Origin of the sequence: Proteus sp. fly-1067, from assembly GCF_040139345.1 — a bacterium.
Lineage (GTDB): Bacteria > Pseudomonadota > Gammaproteobacteria > Enterobacterales > Enterobacteriaceae > Proteus > Proteus vulgaris_B.
This window is the reverse complement of the sequence record NZ_JBEEUL010000005.1, coordinates 152161-171512: the sequence shown is the minus strand read 5'-3', so window position 1 is coordinate 171512 and position 19352 is coordinate 152161. Positions and strand designations below refer to the sequence as shown.

General features: G+C 39.7%; 15 protein-coding genes. 9 read left to right on the top strand and 6 right to left on the bottom strand.

Annotated features, from left to right (window positions below; genetic code table 11):
* Positions 1–244: 244 nt before the first annotated feature.
* The gene (typA, locus tag ABN217_RS09525) at positions 245–2080 is read right to left on the bottom strand and encodes a ribosome-dependent GTPase TypA (RefSeq protein WP_072068832.1); all 1836 of its coding nucleotides are present in this window, start codon (positions 2078–2080) and stop codon (positions 245–247) included.
* 359 nt (positions 2081–2439) lie between these two features.
* Here typA and glnA point away from each other — a divergent pair, with 359 nt between their 5' ends.
* From glnA to glnG, 3 genes are all read left to right on the top strand, one after another.
* Entirely contained in the window at positions 2440–3849 is a 1410-nt protein-coding gene (gene glnA, locus ABN217_RS09520) for a glutamate--ammonia ligase (protein WP_072068833.1), read from the top strand.
* 185 nt (positions 3850–4034) lie between these two features.
* Positions 4035–5081, top strand: coding sequence for a nitrogen regulation protein NR(II) (gene glnL / locus ABN217_RS09515; protein WP_197269782.1), 1047 nt, complete (start codon positions 4035–4037; stop codon positions 5079–5081).
* 10 nt (positions 5082–5091) lie between these two features.
* Positions 5092–6516, top strand: a complete 1425-nt coding sequence (glnG, locus tag ABN217_RS09510; protein WP_340894241.1) for a nitrogen regulation protein NR(I) — start codon at positions 5092–5094, stop codon at positions 6514–6516.
* Between the two features lie 18 nt (positions 6517–6534).
* On the opposite strand, the gene hemN is transcribed toward glnG, so the two are convergent.
* The 5 genes from hemN to ABN217_RS09485 all read right to left on the bottom strand — a co-directional run bounded on the left by hemN (position 6535) and on the right by ABN217_RS09485 (position 13280).
* Positions 6535–7908 (bottom strand): oxygen-independent coproporphyrinogen III oxidase, encoded by a 1374-nt coding sequence (hemN, locus tag ABN217_RS09505; RefSeq protein WP_349459349.1) that lies wholly within the window; start codon positions 7906–7908, stop codon positions 6535–6537.
* Between the two features lie 860 nt (positions 7909–8768).
* On the bottom strand, positions 8769–9425 hold the full coding sequence (locus tag ABN217_RS09500) for a DUF799 domain-containing protein (RefSeq protein ID WP_072068837.1): 657 nt from the start codon (positions 9423–9425) through the stop codon (positions 8769–8771).
* Entirely contained in the window at positions 9422–9781 is a 360-nt protein-coding gene (locus ABN217_RS09495; RefSeq protein WP_371032846.1) for a DUF4810 domain-containing protein, read from the bottom strand. Before ABN217_RS09495 ends, ABN217_RS09500 begins: the two co-directional genes overlap by 4 nt.
* A gap of 18 nt (positions 9782–9799) precedes the next feature.
* Complete coding sequence (locus ABN217_RS09490) at positions 9800–10474, bottom strand: CsgG/HfaB family protein (RefSeq protein WP_072068839.1); 675 nt, start codon at positions 10472–10474, stop codon at positions 9800–9802.
* Between the two features lie 469 nt (positions 10475–10943).
* Positions 10944–13280 (bottom strand): Tex family protein, encoded by a 2337-nt coding sequence (locus ABN217_RS09485; RefSeq protein ID WP_164526834.1) that lies wholly within the window; start codon positions 13278–13280, stop codon positions 10944–10946.
* Between the two features lie 180 nt (positions 13281–13460).
* On the opposite strand from ABN217_RS09485, the gene greB reads away from it, so the two are divergent.
* From greB to pstA, 6 genes are all read left to right on the top strand, one after another.
* Entirely contained in the window at positions 13461–13940 is a 480-nt protein-coding gene (gene greB / locus ABN217_RS09480) for a transcription elongation factor GreB (RefSeq protein ID WP_109395050.1), read from the top strand.
* Positions 13941–14090: 150 nt separating this feature from the next.
* Complete coding sequence (ompR, locus tag ABN217_RS09475; RefSeq protein ID WP_036933800.1) at positions 14091–14813, top strand: osmolarity response regulator transcription factor OmpR; 723 nt, start codon at positions 14091–14093, stop codon at positions 14811–14813.
* Entirely contained in the window at positions 14810–16150 is a 1341-nt protein-coding gene (gene envZ, locus ABN217_RS09470) for a two-component system sensor histidine kinase EnvZ (RefSeq protein ID WP_115351113.1), read from the top strand. The genes ompR and envZ overlap by 4 nt, the downstream gene beginning before the upstream one ends.
* A 209-nt stretch (positions 16151–16359) precedes the next feature.
* The gene (pstS, locus tag ABN217_RS09465; RefSeq protein ID WP_072068842.1) at positions 16360–17400 is read left to right on the top strand and encodes a phosphate ABC transporter substrate-binding protein PstS; all 1041 of its coding nucleotides are present in this window, start codon (positions 16360–16362) and stop codon (positions 17398–17400) included.
* Between the two features lie 81 nt (positions 17401–17481).
* A complete protein-coding gene (gene pstC, locus ABN217_RS09460) occupies positions 17482–18441 on the top strand; it encodes a phosphate ABC transporter permease PstC (RefSeq protein ID WP_072068843.1) in 960 nt (319 codons plus the stop codon).
* A gap of 1 nt (position 18442) precedes the next feature.
* Positions 18443–19345, top strand: a complete 903-nt coding sequence (pstA, locus tag ABN217_RS09455) for a phosphate ABC transporter permease PstA (protein ID WP_072068844.1) — start codon at positions 18443–18445, stop codon at positions 19343–19345.
* Positions 19346–19352: the final 7 nt, after the last annotated feature.

Here is a 19352-nt window from a genome sequence, read left to right as displayed (position 1 = left end):
CAGGGAAAAAGAGAGAACTTATGCGGTGGGGATTAGTTTCCACCGCATTCGTCTTATAGCAACATCTACTCTACATAATTTGAGTTACAGGCAGGCGATAAATGAAGATAGCCGGAGAACATAGAATAGATAAGCTATGTCTCGACTAACTGAGCATAGTCAACGCCACTGTAACGTGAAGTATGCCGAGTATAAACTCAGGGCGCTAAACGCGCCCTAAGAATTATGTTATCAGAATAACGAATTAGTCTTTGCTACGATAAGCGCGGCGACGATCATTTTCTGACAGATAACGCTTACGCAGACGAATAGACTGCGGAGTAACTTCAACTAACTCATCGTCATCAATAAATTCTAATGCTTGTTCTAATGTTTGTTTCAGGTGTGGAGTCAGCGTTGTCGCCTCATCTGTACCAGAAGCACGCATGTTAGTTAGCTTTTTACCTGTTAAGCAGTTTACTGTTAAGTCATTAGAGCGAGTATGAATACCAATTACTTGGCCTTCATACACTTCTGCACCATGAGTAACGAATAATTTACCGCGGTCTTGTAAGCTATACAGGGCGTAAGCAACGGCTTTACCTTGGCCATTAGAGATCATAACACCGTTATTACGGCGACCGATTTCACCTGGACGAACATCATCATAATGACTGAATGTTGCATACAGTAAACCAGTACCTGATGTCATGGTCATAAATTCAGTACGGAAACCAATCAGACCACGGCTAGGGATAATGTAGTCTAAACGTACACGTCCTTTACCATCTGGTTGCATATCACGCATTTCGCCTTTACGCTCACCCATCGCTTGCATCACATCACCTTGGTGTTGCTCTTCAATATCGATAGTAACTTGTTCGAAAGGCTCTTGTTTACGACCGTCAATATCACGGAAGATAACTTTAGGACGAGATACACCTAATTCGTAACCTTCACGACGCATATTTTCAATCAGAACTGACAGGTGAAGCTCACCACGACCTGATACACGGAATGCATCTGGATCTTCAGTTTCTTCTACACGTAATGCAACGTTATGGACTAACTCTTTTTTCAGACGATCTAAAATCTGACGAGAAGTCACGAATTTACCTTCACGACCACAGAATGGTGAAGTATTAACACAGAAATACATGCTAACAGTTGGTTCATCAACGGCTAATGCAGGTAGCGCTTCAACAGCACCCACTTCACAAATCGTATCAGAGATATTCAGTTCACCTAAACCAGTGATTGCGATGATATCGCCAGCTTCAGCAACATCAACTTCGATACGCTCTAAGCCTAAATGGCCTAAAACTTTACCGACTTTACCGTTACGGGTATTACCTTCACTATCGATGATAGTCACTTGTTGGTTAGGTTTAACCTTACCACGCTTAATACGACCGATACCGATAACACCCATGTAGTTGTTGTAGTCCAACTGAGAAATTTGCATCTGGAATGTACCTTCCAGATCCACTTTTGGTGGCTCTACATATTTGACAATAGCTTCATATAACGGAGTCATATCTTCAGCCATGTCATTGTAATCTGTTCCCGCAATACCGTTTAATGCAGATGCATAGATAATTGGGAAATCAAGTTGTTCGTCAGTTGCACCTAAGTTTACGAACAGGTCAAATACCTGATCAACAACCCAGTCTGGACGCGCACCAGGGCGGTCAACTTTATTGATAACAACAATAGGTTTTAAGTTGTTAGCAAATGCTTTTTGTGTCACAAAACGAGTTTGTGGCATTGGGCCATCCATCGCGTCAACCAGCAATAGAACGCAGTCTACCATAGACATAACGCGTTCTACCTCACCACCGAAGTCGGCGTGTCCTGGGGTATCTACGATATTGATACGATAGTCATTCCATTTAATCGCTGTATTTTTCGCAAGAATAGTAATTCCGCGCTCTCTTTCGAGATCATTTGAGTCCATCACGCGCTCAGCAACGGTTTCACGTTCACCGAACGTACCAGATTGCTGTAGTAATTTATCGACGATAGTTGTTTTACCATGGTCAACGTGGGCGATGATGGCGATATTACGCAAGTTTTCGATCACAAAATTTGCCTCAGGCATTGTAGAAATAAGCGCAGTATTGTACACGCTTTAGACGAGAGACTAAACAAGATCACAATAATGATTGCTTAACAATATGCAATTAATTGAATTGTGATCCTTTTCACGCCTCAGAATTTAGTAGCATCCGTTCGATTGCACCAAAATAGTGCAACTAATTAGGCTTAATTTGCACCAACTTTGTGCAATAATTAAAAAATCACAGGAGATATTCTACACTAAACTTCATCAATACAGTATATATCCCTTTTTAGATAAGTTGGCATGCTTTTCGCAATAGAATTTAGGTGAGCAAAAAATTCACCGAAAAATGTGTAAGGCCACTGCACTCAATAAAACCATTCGCCAGGAGAGTTTCTATGTCCCTTGAACATGTGTTATCCATGATTGAAGAACATAAAGTTAGATATATTGACTTACGTTTCACTGATACCCGCGGTAAAGAACAACATCTTACTATTCCGGCTCATCAGGTTAACGATGATTTCTTTGAAGAAGGAAAAATGTTCGATGGTTCCTCTATTGGTGGCTGGAAAGGCATTAACGAATCAGACATGGTGCTGATGCCAGATGCAACAACCGCAATGCTAGACCCATTTTTTCAAGACCCAACCCTGATTATTCGTTGTGATGTGCTAGAACCAGGCACAATGAAAGGTTATGATCGCGACCCACGCTCTATTTCAAAACGTGCTGAAGATTATTTAAAATCAAGTGGTATTGCAGACACAGTACTGTTTGGGCCAGAACCAGAATTCTTCTTGTTTGATGATATTCGTTTTAAAAACGATATTTCAGGCGCTTCTTACGCTATTAATGATATTGAAGCGGCTTGGAACACCAACACTAAATATGAAGACGGTAACAAAGGGCACCGCCCTATGGTTAAAGGCGGCTATTTCCCACTGCCACCTGTTGATTCATCACAAGATATTCGTTCTACCATGTGTAACATTATGGAAGAAATGGGCTTAGTGGTTGAAGCACACCATCATGAAGTGGCAACAGCAGGTCAAAACGAAGTGGCGACTCGCTTCAATACCATGACCAAAAAAGCAGATGAAACCCAAATTTATAAATACGTGGTACAAAATGTAGCTCATGTATTTGGTAAAACAGCGACCTTTATGCCAAAACCGCTAGTAGGTGATAATGGCTCAGGCATGCACTGCCATATGTCTCTGTCTAAAAACGGTGTAAACCTATTCGCAGGCGACAAATACGGCGGATTATCTGAAATGGCGCTGTATTACATCGGCGGTATTATCAAACACGCTCGTGCGCTAAATGCATTTACTAACCCAACAACTAACTCTTATAAACGTTTAGTTCCAGGTTTTGAAGCCCCTGTTATGTTGGCTTACTCCGCACGTAACCGTTCGGCATCAATTCGTATTCCAGTGGTTGCCAGCATGAAAGCACGCCGTATTGAAGTTCGCTTCCCTGATCCATTAGCAAACCCTTATCTTGCGTTTGCCGCTCAGTTAATGGCTGGTCTTGATGGCATTATCAATAAAATTCACCCTGGTGATGCTATGGATAAAAACCTCTACGATTTACCGCCAGAAGAAGCAAAAGAGATCCCAACTGTCGCAGGTTCATTAGAGGAAGCATTAAATACACTAAATGCCGATCGTGAATTCTTAACCCGCGGTGGCGTCTTTACTGACGATGCTATTGATGCTTATTTAGAATTATTACGTGCAGATGTTCAACGTGTACGTATGGCTCCACATCCTCTTGAATTTGAAATGTATTACAGCGCTTAAGTTAAATTTTACTGATAAAAACTTAAGCCAAGATGTAAAACTGTTTTTTTTGCCGTGAAGCTATTTTGCCCATCTTCGGATGGGCACTTTTCTCCCACTTAAGGAGTCCGTCTATTCACTTACGCATTGGCTCATTAATGCAATAAAGGTAAGATGCACTAAAATGGTGCAACGAGGTATTTAATATGGAAACGGCAGACTTACCTGATAACACATTAATTTTGGACTCATTGATACACTCAGTATTGGTTATCAACAAAGAGTTTATTATTTGTTATGCGAATCATTCTGCGTTACAGGTTTTAGCACAAAGTCGCCGAAAATTATTTGAAACACCTTTTACCGCCTTATTCAGTTATTACTCTTTTGATGCTGATTTAATGCGTGAAACATTAGCGAGTGGACAAAGCTTTACCGACAATGAAGTGATATTGGTTGTTAATAACCAATCACATACAATGTCGCTCAGTGCCCAACCTATTTCCGAGCAACACATTTTGCTGGAACTGGCGCCTATGGATAGTCAACGCCGGTTAAGCCAAGAGCAGATACAACAAGCACAGCAGATGGCAGCGAGGGAATTGGTTAGGGGGCTGGCACATGAAATTAAAAATCCGTTAGGTGGGTTAAGAGGTGCTGCACAATTGCTGGCAAAATCATTACCCGATCCTGCCTTAACAGAATATACGCAAGTCATTATTGAACAAGCTGATCGCCTTCGTGTGCTGGTGGACAGACTACTCGGCCCCCAACACCCGGGAACAAAAACATATCAGAGTATTCATCATGTTGTTGAGCGTGTGGCCCAACTTATTTCTCTCGAATGCCCTGAAAATGTCACCTTGTTAAAAGATTACGATCCTAGTTTGCCTGAGTTATCACATTACCCAGATCAAATAGAACAAGTACTCCTAAATATTACACGCAATGCTTTACAAGCTGTTGAAAAAACAGGAGGGACGATTATTTTGCGTACCCGTACTGCTTTTCAAGTCACACTCCATGGTGAACGTCATCGCCTTGTTGCCCGTATAGATGTAATTGATACTGGTGATGGTATTCCTCCTCATCTACAAGACACACTTTTTTATCCCATGGTAAGCGGTAGAGAAGGAGGAAATGGATTGGGATTATCAATTGCACGTAATTTAGTGGATCAGCATGCAGGTAAAATTGAATTTACCAGTTGGCCCGGAAATACTGAATTTTCTATTTATTTACCAATTAAGTAGGAGATAACCAATGCAAAAAGGAAATGTATGGGTTGTTGATGATGACAGCTCTATTCGCTGGGTACTTGAACGTGCCATTTCTCGTGAAGGCATGTCTTGTAAAGCCTTTGAACATGCGAATGATGTGCTTAATGCACTCAATACAGAAATACCTGATGTGTTGTTATCAGACATTCGTATGCCTGATATTGATGGTTTATCTCTTTTAAAAATAATTAAAGAACAATATCCCACTCTGCCCGTTATTATCATGACGGCACATTCTGATCTCGATGCTGCTGTTAATGCCTATCAACAAGGAGCTTTTGATTACTTACCAAAGCCATTCGATATCGACGAAACATTGGCATTAATTGATCGTGCAATTACGCATTATCGCGAGCAAAAACAGCCCAATACGACTGGAACTACTCTGCAATCTGTTTCTGATATGATTGGTGAAGCGCCTGCAATGCAGGAGGTTTATCGTATTATTGGGCGACTTTCTCGTTCCTCAATCAGTGTGCTGATTAATGGGGAATCGGGCACAGGAAAAGAGCTAGTCGCGCATGCATTACATCGCCACAGCCCAAGAGCTTCCTCTCCCTTTATTGCTCTCAATATGGCGGCTATTCCTAAAGATTTAATTGAATCAGAACTTTTTGGTCATGAAAAAGGGGCATTTACCGGTGCTTCTCAAGTACGCCAAGGACGATTTGAACAAGCAAATGGCGGTTCTCTTTTTCTTGATGAAATTGGTGATATGCCTCTTGATATTCAAACACGGTTACTACGAGTGCTTGCTGAAGGACAATTTTATCGAGTAGGTGGTTATGCCCCTGTAAAAGTTGATGTACGTATTATTGCCGCTACACATCAAGACTTAGAAAAACGCGTTCAGGCTGGTGATTTTCGTGAAGATCTCTATCATCGCCTCAATGTTATTCGCATTCAATTACCGCCACTACGAGATAGAACAGAAGATATTCCAAACTTAGCACGTTACTTTTTGCAAAAAACAGCAAAAGAGCTTGGTGTGGAAGCGAAAGTACTCCATCAACAAAGTTTACAAATAATGATGGAATACAACTGGTCCGGTAACGTAAGACAATTAGAGAATGTATGTCGCTGGCTAACGGTAATGACCGCAAGCCAAGAAATTATGCCTCAAGACTTACCGCAAGAAATTCGCCAACTCGATGAGAAAGCAAAAAATATCAGTCGAATTGCTTCATCTCAACATTGGTCACAACATCTTTCATTATGGGCAGACGAAGCATTAGCTGAAGGAAAAGACAATATCCTAACGAATGCATTACCTCAGTTTGAACGGACACTTTTACTCAGTGCTTTAGCCTATACACAAGGCCATAAACAAGATGCTGCACGATTATTAGGTTGGGGAAGAAATACATTAACCCGAAAATTAAAAGAATTAGGGATAGACGAATATTAGTCCTCTACCCCTCTTTATTTAAATAACACGAGAGAATTGACGTTGGCGCATTTGATTTCGCAAATAGGTATCAAAACACATGCAGATATTACGAATAAGCAAACGTCCTCTTGGTGTTACTTGAATGCCGTCTGCTGTTATTTCAATTAAGCCATCATCTTTCATTGGCACAAGTAATTCTAAATCTTCTTTAAAATAGTCATGGAAGGCAATATCGTGCATTTTTTCAATATCAGAAAAATGCAGATTAAAATTACAAATTAAGGTTTTAATTACATCACGGCGAATACAATCATCATTAGTCAGTGATAAGCCTCGCCATAGTGCATTACCTTCACTATTTACACGCGTATAATACTCTTTCAATACCTTCTCATTTTGCGCATAGTTATCTCCTAACATACTAATTGCAGAAACACCCATACCTAATAAATCACACTCTTCATGAGTGGTATATCCTTGGAAATTACGATGTAAAATACCTTTGCGCTGAGCTACTGCTAATTCATCATCAGGCTTAGCAAAATGATCCATTCCAATAAATTGATAGCCGTTTGTCGTCAGTGTAGAAATGGTTTCTTGTAATATTTCTAATTTTTCTTCCGCTAAAGGGAGGTCTTCATCTTTAATTTTACGTTGAGCCGCAAATAAATTAGGTAAATGAGCATAATTAAATACACTTAATCTATCTGGCGATAATTCAATGACACGTTTTAATGTAAAGGAAAAACTCTCTTTGGTTTGCTTAGGTAAGCCATAAATTAAATCAATACTGGTGGAGTGAAAACCCACTTCACGCGCACGCTCTACTAATGCAAAAATAAACGCTTCATCTTGCTCTCGATTTACTTTTTGTTGTACTTCTTTATTAAAATCTTGCACTCCCATACTCAGGCGGTTAAAGCCTTCATTACGCAAATGATCGATAACATCTAATTCAATCTCACGTGGGTCAATTTCAATAGAAAGCTCTGCATTATCGACAAAATGAAAATGCTGACGTAATAGCGAAACCAATCGACTAATTTGTTGCTTACCCAGAAAAGTAGGCGTACCCCCGCCCCAATGCATTTGAGTCACTTTTCTGTCTTTAAAATAACGAGCTCTATTAATAATTTCTTTTTCTAAAACATCAAGATACTCATCTGCTTTATGTTTATGCCGTGTAATAATTTTATTACAACCGCAGAAATAACACAGCTTATGGCAGAAAGGAATATGGATATAAAGTGATAAAGGGCGCTCAGGATAACATTGAGTCGCTTTGATAAAATCAACATCACCATATTGTTGATTAAATTCCAATGCTGTTGGGTATGATGTATAGCGAGGACCTGAATAGTTATACTTATGGATCAGGTCAAGATCCCAAATAATTGTTTGTTCTGACATGCCTCTACCTTCCAAAAGTGAACCGCTGATATCTCATACCAGCAAACAGACATTATGAATATCTGAAAGAATAGTGTAACCAATAAATCGAGAACTGAATATGATCAAAAAAGGTATCGTATAAATCCCCTTATCTTCTTATTGATAGGCTATCCTGCCCGAACACAAGATGTGATATAAGTCACATTACACAAAAATAGTCTTACTCATTAAAGATATTCATAAATAAATTAAGTTTATTCAAGATGTTAGTTAAAGTTTATTATTTTAAAATAACGCTTATCAACTTTTACCCAGAGTTTAAAACGATATATTACTCAAAATACGATTTAAATTAATTAAATATCTCGTTATATTAATTTTATTATTTTTTTATTCTCTCGTAATTCGATGATTATAATAATAGTAATAATTATATCTTTACCTAAATTATAATATTACATACCCTAGAACAAAACATTGATTAATATCCAACTCAGTCGTGTTTTGATTTAAATTTGAGAGTCATTTAAAGAATAAAGGTCGCTATATTACAAGGAAAGATAGCATCCCCCATACCTTATCTTATTCTAATTGACTATTCTCTTATTTTATCAGTCTCTTTTATATACCGAATTATGGATTATTAACCATGGAAGGAAACGGACTAGCAACCAAGGATGGTTTCTCTTTTCAATAAAAATGACCCTCTATTTATTTTCTTTGTTATTAATCTAATTTCTTTGATTAAAATACCTGCATTTCTTTAATGGCTAATAAGAATTATTATTATTTGATAATAACAAATAGAAAGGCTCTGTTTATTGTGATCACATAAAACAGAGCCTTTTTCTTTATTATGGTTAATTTATAGCATTAAATCATTCTGCTTCTTTACCATAATTAGGTGAGCGAGGTCCGTATAAAATACCATTTGCTTTACCTGCAGACAGTAACCGCACACTGGTTATTCCTGCAATTTGGTAACTCTTATCTGAAACGGTATTAACGATTTGATTCACAACAGCAGAAACCAACATTCCCACTAAGCTACTTGATGAACTTTCTGTCTCTGTACTTGATGCGGTTGCAGAACTGCTCCACAACACACCGCCATTACGGAGATCAACAAGTTTAGCGCTAACAGTGACTCGTGTATCACTGGAAATAACTTGGTATGACGTGCCGAATTCAGTGATATCTAAATATAAAACTGCATCAGCACCAAATATTTCACGCAATTTATTCGGACTTACTGCGTGAATATCTCCAGCCATTGATAGACCATTTTGCTTAAATGTCTCTTCAACGACCGCAACCGGAAAAACATAATAGCCCGCCTCTGCCAAAGGATACGTCACTTGAGATAAAAAACTATGCCCCGCACCAACCTCTGTCGTGTGGTTTTGTGGTACTAAAACTAAAATACTTTTTGGCTTACTTTGTTTAAAGGCGGTGTAATCCGTTTTGACAGGTTGAGCACAGCCCGTTAATACCAACGCAAACGCAAAACACATTAAAGCAAATAAACGACTCATTTTTGCATTCCTTTGTTTTTCATCAGGCGATCCATGAATTCTGCTGATTCAGGGTAAAGTGCTTTTTCCTCGTTAAATTCAGCCATCGCTAAATCTAATGCGCCTGTTGCACCATATAACATTCCTAAGTGCGCATGTAATCCCGGTGGAATACCCAATGATTTAGCACGAGAGAGTTCAATACTTTTCTTTAATGCATCAATCTGTGCTTGGGGGTCACTTTCACTTTGTTGATAATGTTGATAAACCACTTGTTGATAGCTATCCCAGTTATAAAGCGGTTTAGGGCCACTTGCGCACCCTGTCAATAATAGCGTACCAAAAGCAAGGCTCATTAATGATTTTAACATTGTTATATCCTTATAAAATGAGCATTATTTCGAAGGTTGCCAAGCATTGCTCTCAATACCAGCTACTAAATTATTAACTGCTTCACGAATAGCGAGATCAAGCACTTTGCCATTAAGTGTTGAGTCATAGCTTGCTGTTCCACCAAACCCGATGATTTCACGGTTAGAAAGCTCATATTCACCCGCACCTTGAGATGAGAATACCACTTCTGATGTGTTTACATTCACAACGTTTAAATTCACTTTGGCATAAGCAACTTGGGTTTTACCGCGACCTAAAATACCGAATAATTGACGATCACCCACTTCTTTACGACCAAATTCAGTGACATCACCCGTAATAACATAGGTTGCACCTTTTAATTGCTGGCTTTGGCCTTTAATACCCGCCTCTTCTTTTAACTCAGACATATTGGCGCGATCTAACACGTTAAAACGCCCTGTCTGTTGTAAATGGGTCATTAAAATGGTTTTTGATTGATTTCCTAATCTATCAACACCATCAGAGAATATTCCATTCATATAACTAGAACGGTTATCAAACTTACCAATTGAAATAGCGCTTTTTGTCCCAGTATAAGTCGTGTTATAGGTTGCGACTTTAGCGACATCTAAAGAGCGAGAAGACTCTGAAGCACACCCTGCAAGTAATGTTGCAGAAATTAAAATCAAGCCAAGCGATAATTTATTTAAATTCATATTAATAACCTAATAAAGGTGAAATAAACCTACAGATATTCATTCTATTAATTAAAATAGAGTTGATATAAACAGAGGCAATGATTTCTCAGTTTTAGCTCATAGAATCTCACTTAAAAACCTTATTAGTAATAAGGTTATAAGGCGATCAACTCATATTTATAATATAAAGGTAATCAGCGATGGGGAAAATAGAAAATGGATGATAAAAATCATAATAAATAAATATAGAGATGAAATAGAGGATACTTTATTTAATATCGCTTAAGTCAGATTAAAACCAAACCGATTAAAAATGAAAAATAAATGAGAGTAAATTTAATCTGCACTCTTCTTTATCAATATTTCGTTATTACAAAACAGCCTGAATAAGGCAAAATAAAAAATGTGGTGTCATCAATATCCATAACACCACATTCAACAACGTTAGAGCTCCTTGCTCATTAACACTATAACCCTAAATGTGTTATTAGCGTTTTTTTCCAAATGCAGCGGCTAACGCGTCACCCATTGCACTATTTCCCGCATTATTACCACTATTTGTTGATTGGCGGTTATTACGAGCTGGCTTCTGCCCTTTATTATTTCTAGGGTGATTATTACTTGGTGATGATTGTCTATTTTCACTATCACCAGCAACTTCATCTAAACGCATAGTTAATGCAATACGTTTACGAGCCAAGTCAACTTCAAGAACTTTGACTTTAACAATATCACCTGTTTTTACCACAGTATGTGGATCTTCAATAAATCGGTCAGCTAAAGAGGAGATATGAACCAAACCATCTTGGTGTACACCGATATCAACAAATGCACCGAAATTAGTCACATTAGTCACGGTTCCTTCAAGGATCATGCCACTAACTAAGTCATTCATTGTTTCCACACCTTCAGCAAAAGTCGCCGTTTTAAACTCTGGACGAGGGTCTCGCCCTGGTTTAGCTAACTCTTTTAAGATGTCATTAACTGTTGGTAGACCAAATTTCTCTGTGATAAACGCTCTTGCATCAACCTGCGAGATCAAAGCGCTATTTCCCATTAAATCGCCAATCTTTTGTTGCGTAGATTGCAGGATATTTTCAACAACTGGATACGCTTCTGGGTGAACTGTTGACGCATCCAGCGGATTTTCACCATCACGAATACGCAAAAAACCTGCGCATTGCTCAAAGGCTTTTGGCCCTAAACGGGCGACTTTGAGTAACTGTTTTCTATCAATAAAGCGACCGTTCTCATCACGCCAATTAATAATATTTTGAGCGATAGATTGGCTAAGCCCCGCAACTCGCGTTAATAATGGTACTGACGCGGTATTTAAATCCACACCAACACCATTCACACAGTCTTCAACAACAGTATCAAGTTTTCTAGCTAATAATGTTTGGCTAACATCATGCTGATATTGGCCAACACCAATGGATTTAGGATCAATTTTTACAAGTTCAGCCAACGGATCTTGTAAACGGCGAGCAATAGAGACCGCACCACGAATAGACACGTCTAAATCAGGAAACTCATTAGCAGCAAGCTCTGATGCAGAATATACGGACGCTCCCGCCTCGCTCACAATGACCTTTTGTGCTTTGACGTCTGGGTAACGTTTTACAGTTTCAGCAAAAAAACGTTCGGTTTCACGAGAAGCAGTACCATTGCCAATCGCCACCAGCTCAACATTATGCTTAATACATAACGCCGCGACACTCGCAGCCGCTTTATCAGCTTGGCCTGTATGTGGATAAATCGTATCAGTTGCAATTAACTTACCAGTGCTATCTACAACAGCAACTTTCACACCAGTACGTAAACCAGGATCAAGTCCCATAGTGGCTCGCATACCCGCAGGTGCTGCCATCAGTAAATCATTTAGATTTCGAGCAAAAACATTAATAGCTTCTTCTTCTGCTTTTTCTCGTAATTGGCTCATCAATTCTGTTTCAATATGCATTAAAACTTTAATACGCCAAGTCCAGCTTACAACCGCTTTACGCCAGCTATCTGCCGGTTGATTATTTAAGCGTAATCCTAAATGCTCTGTGATCAGTTGTTCACCATAGCTTTCTTTAGGTGCTTCTTCAAATTGTGGATCAGGATTAAGCGATAATTGTAAAATACCTTCGTTACGGCCACGAAACATGGCTAACGCACGATGAGAGGGAACATTGGCAATAGGTTCATGACTGTCAAAATAATCACTAAACTTCGCTCCTTCGACTTCTTTTCCTTCCACAACTTTTGAAACAAGGTGCGCATTTTTCCATAAATATTGTCGAACTTTCGCCAATAACCCAGCATCTTCTGAAAAACGCTCCATTAAAATATAACGCGCGCCATCTAAAGCTGCTTTAGTATCATTCACACCTTTTTCTGCGTTGATATAAGCGGTCGCTGCATCTTCTGGGTTATTTTGTGGCTCATTCCACAACAAATCTGCTAAGGGCTCTAACCCATTTTCAATAGCAATTTGTCCACGAGTACGGCGTTTAGGCTTATAAGGAAGATAAAGATCTTCAAGCTCTGTTTTACTTTGCGTTTCATTAATTGAAGAACGTAACTCAGGTGTTAATTTTCCTTGTTCTTCAATTGATTTTAAAATGGTTTGGCGACGATCATTGAGTTCTCGTAAATAACTAAGGCGAGTTTCTAACTGACGTAGTTGCGTATCATCTAACCCACCAGTGACCTCTTTACGGTAACGGGCAACAAATGGCACCGTATTCCCTTCATCCAGTAACGTTATGGCCGAAAGGACTTGCTGAGGCTTAACCTTGAGCTCTTCTGCAATAATTCGGCTTAATGATTCATTCATAATATATTTACCTACCGAGAGGAATAATTTTAAAGAGGGCTATTATACACACGCCACACTAAAAAAATTTGGCAAATTTCCGATTAGACTCGACAATTATGAGGAAAATAACAGATTAATTTATCATTCACGCTATAGTATCTTTATGAAATTCAATGTTGATGATAGTTTTAATTCGTAATGGCAAAAAGTAACTATATTACTCGTGATGGCTGGTATGCCTTAGACAAAGAGCTAAAATATCTTTGGAAAGAAGAACGCCCTCGTGTCACACAATCAGTTTCAGAAGCAGCGGCACAAGGTGACCGTTCAGAAAATGCTGAATATATTTATGGAAAGAAGCGATTACGTGAAATTGACAGACGTGTTCGCTTTTTATCAAAACGTCTTGATGAGCTAAAAATTGTTGATCCCGATCCTCGCCAAGAAGGAAAAATTTATTTTGGTGCTTGGGTCACGCTTGAAGATGATGACGAAAATGTCAAAACTTTCAGACTTGTGGGGCCTGATGAGTTTGATCCAGCAAAACAGTGGATTTCTATAGATTCTCCTGTTGCCCGAGCACTCATTGGTAAACAAGTTGATGATGAAATTAGTGTGCAAACACCAGGTGGTGAAGTTAATTACTGCGTATTATCTATCAAATATCATTCGGAATAAGACAAATAAATAGATTTATTACCTTTACTATCACCAAAGAACAAGTTTTATCTGTAAATTATTAACATTTATTCTTTGGTTTTGGTTTAATATTCTTAACGATGATAGAATTCGCTAACAAAAAGCATTTGCACTTCGGGAGCTTAAAAAATGCAAGAAAGTTATAAAGTGCTAATCGTGGATGATGATTTACGTCTACGTTCACTACTAGAGCGCTATTTGACAGAGCAGGGTTTTCAAATCCGTACTGCTGCAAACGCTGATCAAATGGATCGTCTGCTCACTCGCGAATCTATCCACCTTATCGTACTCGACTTAATGCTTCCAGGCGAAGATGGCTTATCCATTTGCCGTCGCTTAAGAAGCCAAAACAACCCTATTCCTATTATTATGGTTACAGCAAAAGGGGAAGAGGTTGATAGAATTGTTGGGCTTGAAATTGGTGCTGATGATTACATCTCAAAACCATTTAATCCAAGAGAATTACTGGCTCGCATTCGCGCAGTACTTCGCCGTCAAGCGAACGAATTACCGGGTGCTCCTTCACAAGATAATGCCATTATTTCTTTTGGTAAGTTCAAGCTAAACCTTGGTACACGCGAAATGTTCCACGAAGAAGAGCATATGCCTCTGACTAGTGGTGAATTTGCTGTATTGAAAGTACTGGTATCTCACCCTCGTGAGCCACTTTCTCGTGACAAACTAATGAGCCTTGCTCGTGGTCGCGAATACAGTGCTATGGAACGTTCAATCGACGTTCAAATTTCTCGTTTACGCCGAATGATTGAAGAGGACCCAACACATCCTCGCTATATTCAAACAGTTTGGGGGCTTGGTTACGTCTTTGTTCCTGATGGAACCAGTGCTCAATGAGAAGGCTGAGGCTTTCCCCCCACAATAAACTGACACGTTCGTTATTTCTGGTTATCTCGCTACTTTTTTTTAGTTTGATAGCCAGTTATATCGTTGTGCAGCACCTTATTGTTGGGCCAAGCCTTCAGCAATTTAATAAAGTTTTAGCGTATGAAATACGCACATTAATGCCAGAAGAACTTATTTTAGTTGATGGCACTCCACTCAAAATCTCCCCAGCTTTGCGCAATAAAATCTATAGCGAATTAGGTATCTCTTTTTTTGATAAAGAGGCCGCTCTTGAGGAAGGACTTTATTGGGCTAAAATCGATGACGATTTAAGTGAACAGATGTCTGAATATCTGGGTGGAGAAACTGAAATTTGGATTGAAAACACGCTAGAATACCCTGTTTTATGGGTCAATACACATATTTCCCCCTCTCTTTGGATACGCGTTCCACTCACTGAATTAGGGCAAAATTTCTTACTGCCGGTTTATCGGCAAGCAATTATTTTTATTATTATCGTTGTCGCTTTTTTCTGGCTCTATAACCGTTTTCAAAATCGCCCACTCAATGAAGTAGAATATGCAGCACGTCGTATCGGTAAAGGGGTTATTCCACCGCCTATCCCTGAATCTGGCTCCTCTGAAATGCGATCAATCATTCGCGCATTTAATCAGATGTCATCGGGCATTCGCTCATTAGATAATGATAGAACACTCGTTATGGCTGGTGTCAGTCATGACTTGCGTACACCACTTACTCGTATTCGCCTTGCTACTGAAATGATGAGCCCGGAAGATAGCTATCTTGCTGACTCTATCAATAAAGATATTGAAGATTGCGATGCCATTATTGGCCAGTTTCTAGACTATATGCGTACAGGTAAAGAGATGTCTTTAGAACTGTGCGATATGAATAATCTATTACAAGAAGTCATTTCGGCTGAATCTAACTCAGGCAAAATAAGTGAAGATCATCTTCATCCTGAATCCATTAATATTACGGCTAATCCTATCGCTGTAAAACGAGCACTTGCCAATATGATTGTAAATGCGACTCGCTATGGCCATGGCTGGATAAGTGTTTCAAGTGGAAAAAATGAAGAATATGCATGGTTTCAAGTCGAAGATGACGGCCCCGGTATTCCACAAGAAGACCGACAACGTCTTTTCCAACCTTTTGTTCAAGGTGAACAAGCACGTAGCTCAACAGGTGCTGGTTTAGGGTTATCCATTATTCGCCGTATTATGGATGCTCACGGCGGTTATGTTGAACTTGATGATAGCATTAAAGGCGGATTACTTATCCGTGCTAATTTCCCATTAAAAGAGCGTGATGATGAGGATGATTAATTTTTCTTTCTGATAAAGCCCTTTTTTATTCCGCTACTTCTGCTTTGTATTTTCTTCCCCCACTAAATATTTCATCATTTTTTTACTTTGTCATAAAACTGTCACAATTAAGACATTTAATTGTCATCTAACTGACCTATTGTCTGTGCGTACCGTAACCGAAGTTGATAGATGTCGAAAATTATTCTACCTATCCCACAGGAGGGATTATGAAACTGATGCGTACCACCCTGACTAGTGTCATTGCCGCTGCGTTTTCAATGACCGCTCTTTCTGCGCAGGCAACGACCTCGCTGACTGGTGCTGGCGCAACGTTCCCTGCCCCAGTTTATGCTAAATGGGCAGATTCCTATCAGAAAGAAACGGGTAACAAAATTAACTACCAAGGCATTGGCTCCTCTGGTGGTGTTAAACAGATTATTGCAAATACTGTTGATTTTGGTGCTTCTGATGCGCCATTAGCAGATGACAAATTACAAGCTGACGGTTTATTTCAATTCCCAACTGTGATTGGTGGTGTTGTTATGGCAGTCAATATTCCTGGTATCAAATCAGGTGAGCTGACCTTAGATGGCGACACTATCGGTAATATCTATTTAGGCAAGATCCAAAAATGGAACGATCCTGCCATCACCAAACTCAATCCAGGTGTAAAATTACCAGACCAGAATATCGCTGTTATTCGCCGTGCTGATGGTTCAGGAACCTCTTTCGTTTTCACTAGCTACTTATCAAAAGTAAGTAATGCATGGAAAGATGAAGTCGGCGCTGGCTCTACCGTTAAATGGCCAACAGGCTTAGGTGGTAAAGGAAATGATGGTATCGCTGCATTCGTTCAACGTGTACCAGGTTCAATCGGTTATGTTGAATATGCTTACGCGAAACAAAACAACCTTGCTTATACTAAATTAGTCACAGCTGATGGCGAAGCAATTGCACCAACAGCAGACAGCTTTAGTGCCGCAGCAAGAAAAATTGATTGGAGCAAAAGCTTTGCACAAGACCTGACTAACCAGAAAGGTGAAAACGCATGGCCGATTACTTCAACCACCTTTATCTTAGTGCATCAAAAACAACAAAATGCAGAAAAAGGTAAAGAAGTACTGAATTTCTTCAATTGGGCTTACGACAAAGGTAATCAAGAAGCGAAAAACCTAGATTACGCAGTATTACCTGCAGAAGTTGTAGAACAAATTCGTGCTGCATGGAAAACAAGTATTAAAGACAGTAATGGTAAACCGATTTACTAATAAAACCGGCAACCATTAAGAGATAAGTTAACGTTCACCCCCTGCTATGCTAACAGGGGGTAATAAATTAAAAGAGGCTTTATGGCCGAGCACACAACGGTAATAAAGGCCCCTAGTAAACGAGGGGACGTTATTTTCAGCGCACTAGTCCGTCTAGCTGCGTTAATTACGCTTTTGCTTTTAACAGGTATCATTGTTTCGCTGATTTTTGCCTCATGGCCAAGTATTCAGCAGTTTGGTCTTTCATTCTTATGGACAAAAGAGTGGGATCCACCGGCACAAGAGTTTGGTGCATTAGTGCCTATTTACGGTACCATTGTAACGTCAATCATCGCACTGATTATTGCTGTTCCTGTCAGCTTTGGTATTGCCCTTTTCCTCACTGAATTAGCGCCTAATTGGCTAAAACGTCCATTAGGTATTGCGATTGAGTTACTCGCGGCTATCCCAAGTATTGTTTATGGTATGTGGGGACTCTTTGTCTTTGCACCACTGTTTGCAACCTATTTTCAAGAACCTGTCGGTAATGTACTTTCATCCATTCCTATTGTGGGTGAGCTTTTCTCAGGCCCAGCTTTTGGTATTGGTATCTTAGCTGCGGGGGTTATCCTCGCTATCATGATCATTCCTTATATCGCCTCTGTGATGCGTGATGTGTTTGAACAGACACCTGTCATGATGAAGGAATCAGCCTACGGCATTGGCTGTACGACATGGGAAGTAATTTGGAATATCGTTCTGCCTTATACCCGTAACGGTGTCATCGGTGGCGTTATGTTGGGATTAGGCCGTGCCTTAGGTGAAACCATGGCGGTGACCTTTATCATCGGTAATACCTACCAATTAGATTCTGCCTCGCTGTTTATGCCAGGTAACAGTATCACGTCGGCATTAGCCAATGAGTTTGCAGAAGCAGAGACGGGATTACATACTGCAGCATTAATGGAATTAGGGCTTATTCTGTTTGTCATTACCTTTATCGTACTTGCGATTTCTAAGTTTATGACATTACGTTTATCTAAGAATGAAGGAGCGCGTTAATATGTCTAAAACATCCTCTTCTTCATTACAAGTTCAAACCGAAAGCGAACTGCGAGTACGCCATAAACGCCAACTTTGGCGTCGTCAAAAAAACCGTATCGCACTGTTTTTATCTGTCTCTACTATGGCATTTGGTCTTTTCTGGTTAACGTGGATTTTATTCTCAACAATCACAAAAGGCGTTGATGGTATGTCCCTTGCGCTTTTCACTGAAATGACACCGCCGCCAAATACTGATGGTGGTGGATTGGCGAATGCCATTGTCGGTAGTGGATTGCTCATCTTTTGGGCCACAGTAATTGGAACACCATTAGGTATTCTTGCAGGAATTTATCTTGCGGAATATGGCCGTCGCTCATGGCTTGCTGAAACTACTCGCTTTATTAACGATATTTTGCTGTCAGCACCTTCCATCGTTGTCGGACTCTTTGTCTACACCATTGTGGTCGCACAAATGCAGCACTTTTCAGGATGGGCAGGTATTATTGCACTTGCTTTACTGCAAATTCCTATCGTTATTCGTACCACTGAAAATATGTTGAAGTTGGTCCCTGATAGCTTACGCGAAGCTGCTTATGCGTTAGGAACACCAAAGTGGAAGATGATCTCTAAAATCACCTTAAAAGCCTCAGTATCAGGCATTATTACAGGTGTGTTATTAGCGATTGCACGTATTGCAGGTGAAACTGCACCACTGTTATTTACTTCACTATCCAACCAATTCTGGAGCACAGACTTAAACGAACCGATAGCTAACTTACCTGTGACTATCTTTAAGTTCGCCATGAGTCCTTTTGCACAGTGGCAAGAACTTGCCTGGGCTGGCGTATTACTTATCACCCTCTGTGTTCTATTTATCAATATTATCGCGCGCGTGCTGTTTGCTAAACGCAAGCACGGCTAACGCAGAA

What these genes read in the sequence shown, in the direction of transcription:
- pstC (WP_072068843.1), top strand. Translation starts at nt 17,482, where the DNA reads ATGGCCGAGCACACAACGGTAATAAAGGCCCCTAGTAAACGAGGGGAC.
- glnA (WP_072068833.1), top strand. Translation starts at nt 2,440, where the DNA reads ATGTCCCTTGAACATGTGTTATCCATGATTGAAGAACATAAAGTTAGA.
- ompR (WP_036933800.1), top strand. Translation starts at nt 14,091, where the DNA reads ATGCAAGAAAGTTATAAAGTGCTAATCGTGGATGATGATTTACGTCTA.
- ABN217_RS09490 (WP_072068839.1), bottom strand. Translation starts at nt 10,474, where the DNA reads ATGAATTTAAATAAATTATCGCTTGGCTTGATTTTAATTTCTGCAACA.
- greB (WP_109395050.1), top strand. Translation starts at nt 13,461, where the DNA reads ATGGCAAAAAGTAACTATATTACTCGTGATGGCTGGTATGCCTTAGAC.
- pstS (WP_072068842.1), top strand. Translation starts at nt 16,360, where the DNA reads ATGAAACTGATGCGTACCACCCTGACTAGTGTCATTGCCGCTGCGTTT.
- ABN217_RS09485 (WP_164526834.1), bottom strand. Translation starts at nt 13,280, where the DNA reads ATGAATGAATCATTAAGCCGAATTATTGCAGAAGAGCTCAAGGTTAAG.
- ABN217_RS09500 (WP_072068837.1), bottom strand. Translation starts at nt 9,425, where the DNA reads ATGAGTCGTTTATTTGCTTTAATGTGTTTTGCGTTTGCGTTGGTATTA.
- envZ (WP_115351113.1), top strand. Translation starts at nt 14,810, where the DNA reads ATGAGAAGGCTGAGGCTTTCCCCCCACAATAAACTGACACGTTCGTTA.
- glnG (WP_340894241.1), top strand. Translation starts at nt 5,092, where the DNA reads ATGCAAAAAGGAAATGTATGGGTTGTTGATGATGACAGCTCTATTCGC.
- glnL (WP_197269782.1), top strand. Translation starts at nt 4,035, where the DNA reads ATGGAAACGGCAGACTTACCTGATAACACATTAATTTTGGACTCATTG.
- pstA (WP_072068844.1), top strand. Translation starts at nt 18,443, where the DNA reads ATGTCTAAAACATCCTCTTCTTCATTACAAGTTCAAACCGAAAGCGAA.
- typA (WP_072068832.1), bottom strand. Translation starts at nt 2,080, where the DNA reads ATGCCTGAGGCAAATTTTGTGATCGAAAACTTGCGTAATATCGCCATC.
- hemN (WP_349459349.1), bottom strand. Translation starts at nt 7,908, where the DNA reads ATGTCAGAACAAACAATTATTTGGGATCTTGACCTGATCCATAAGTAT.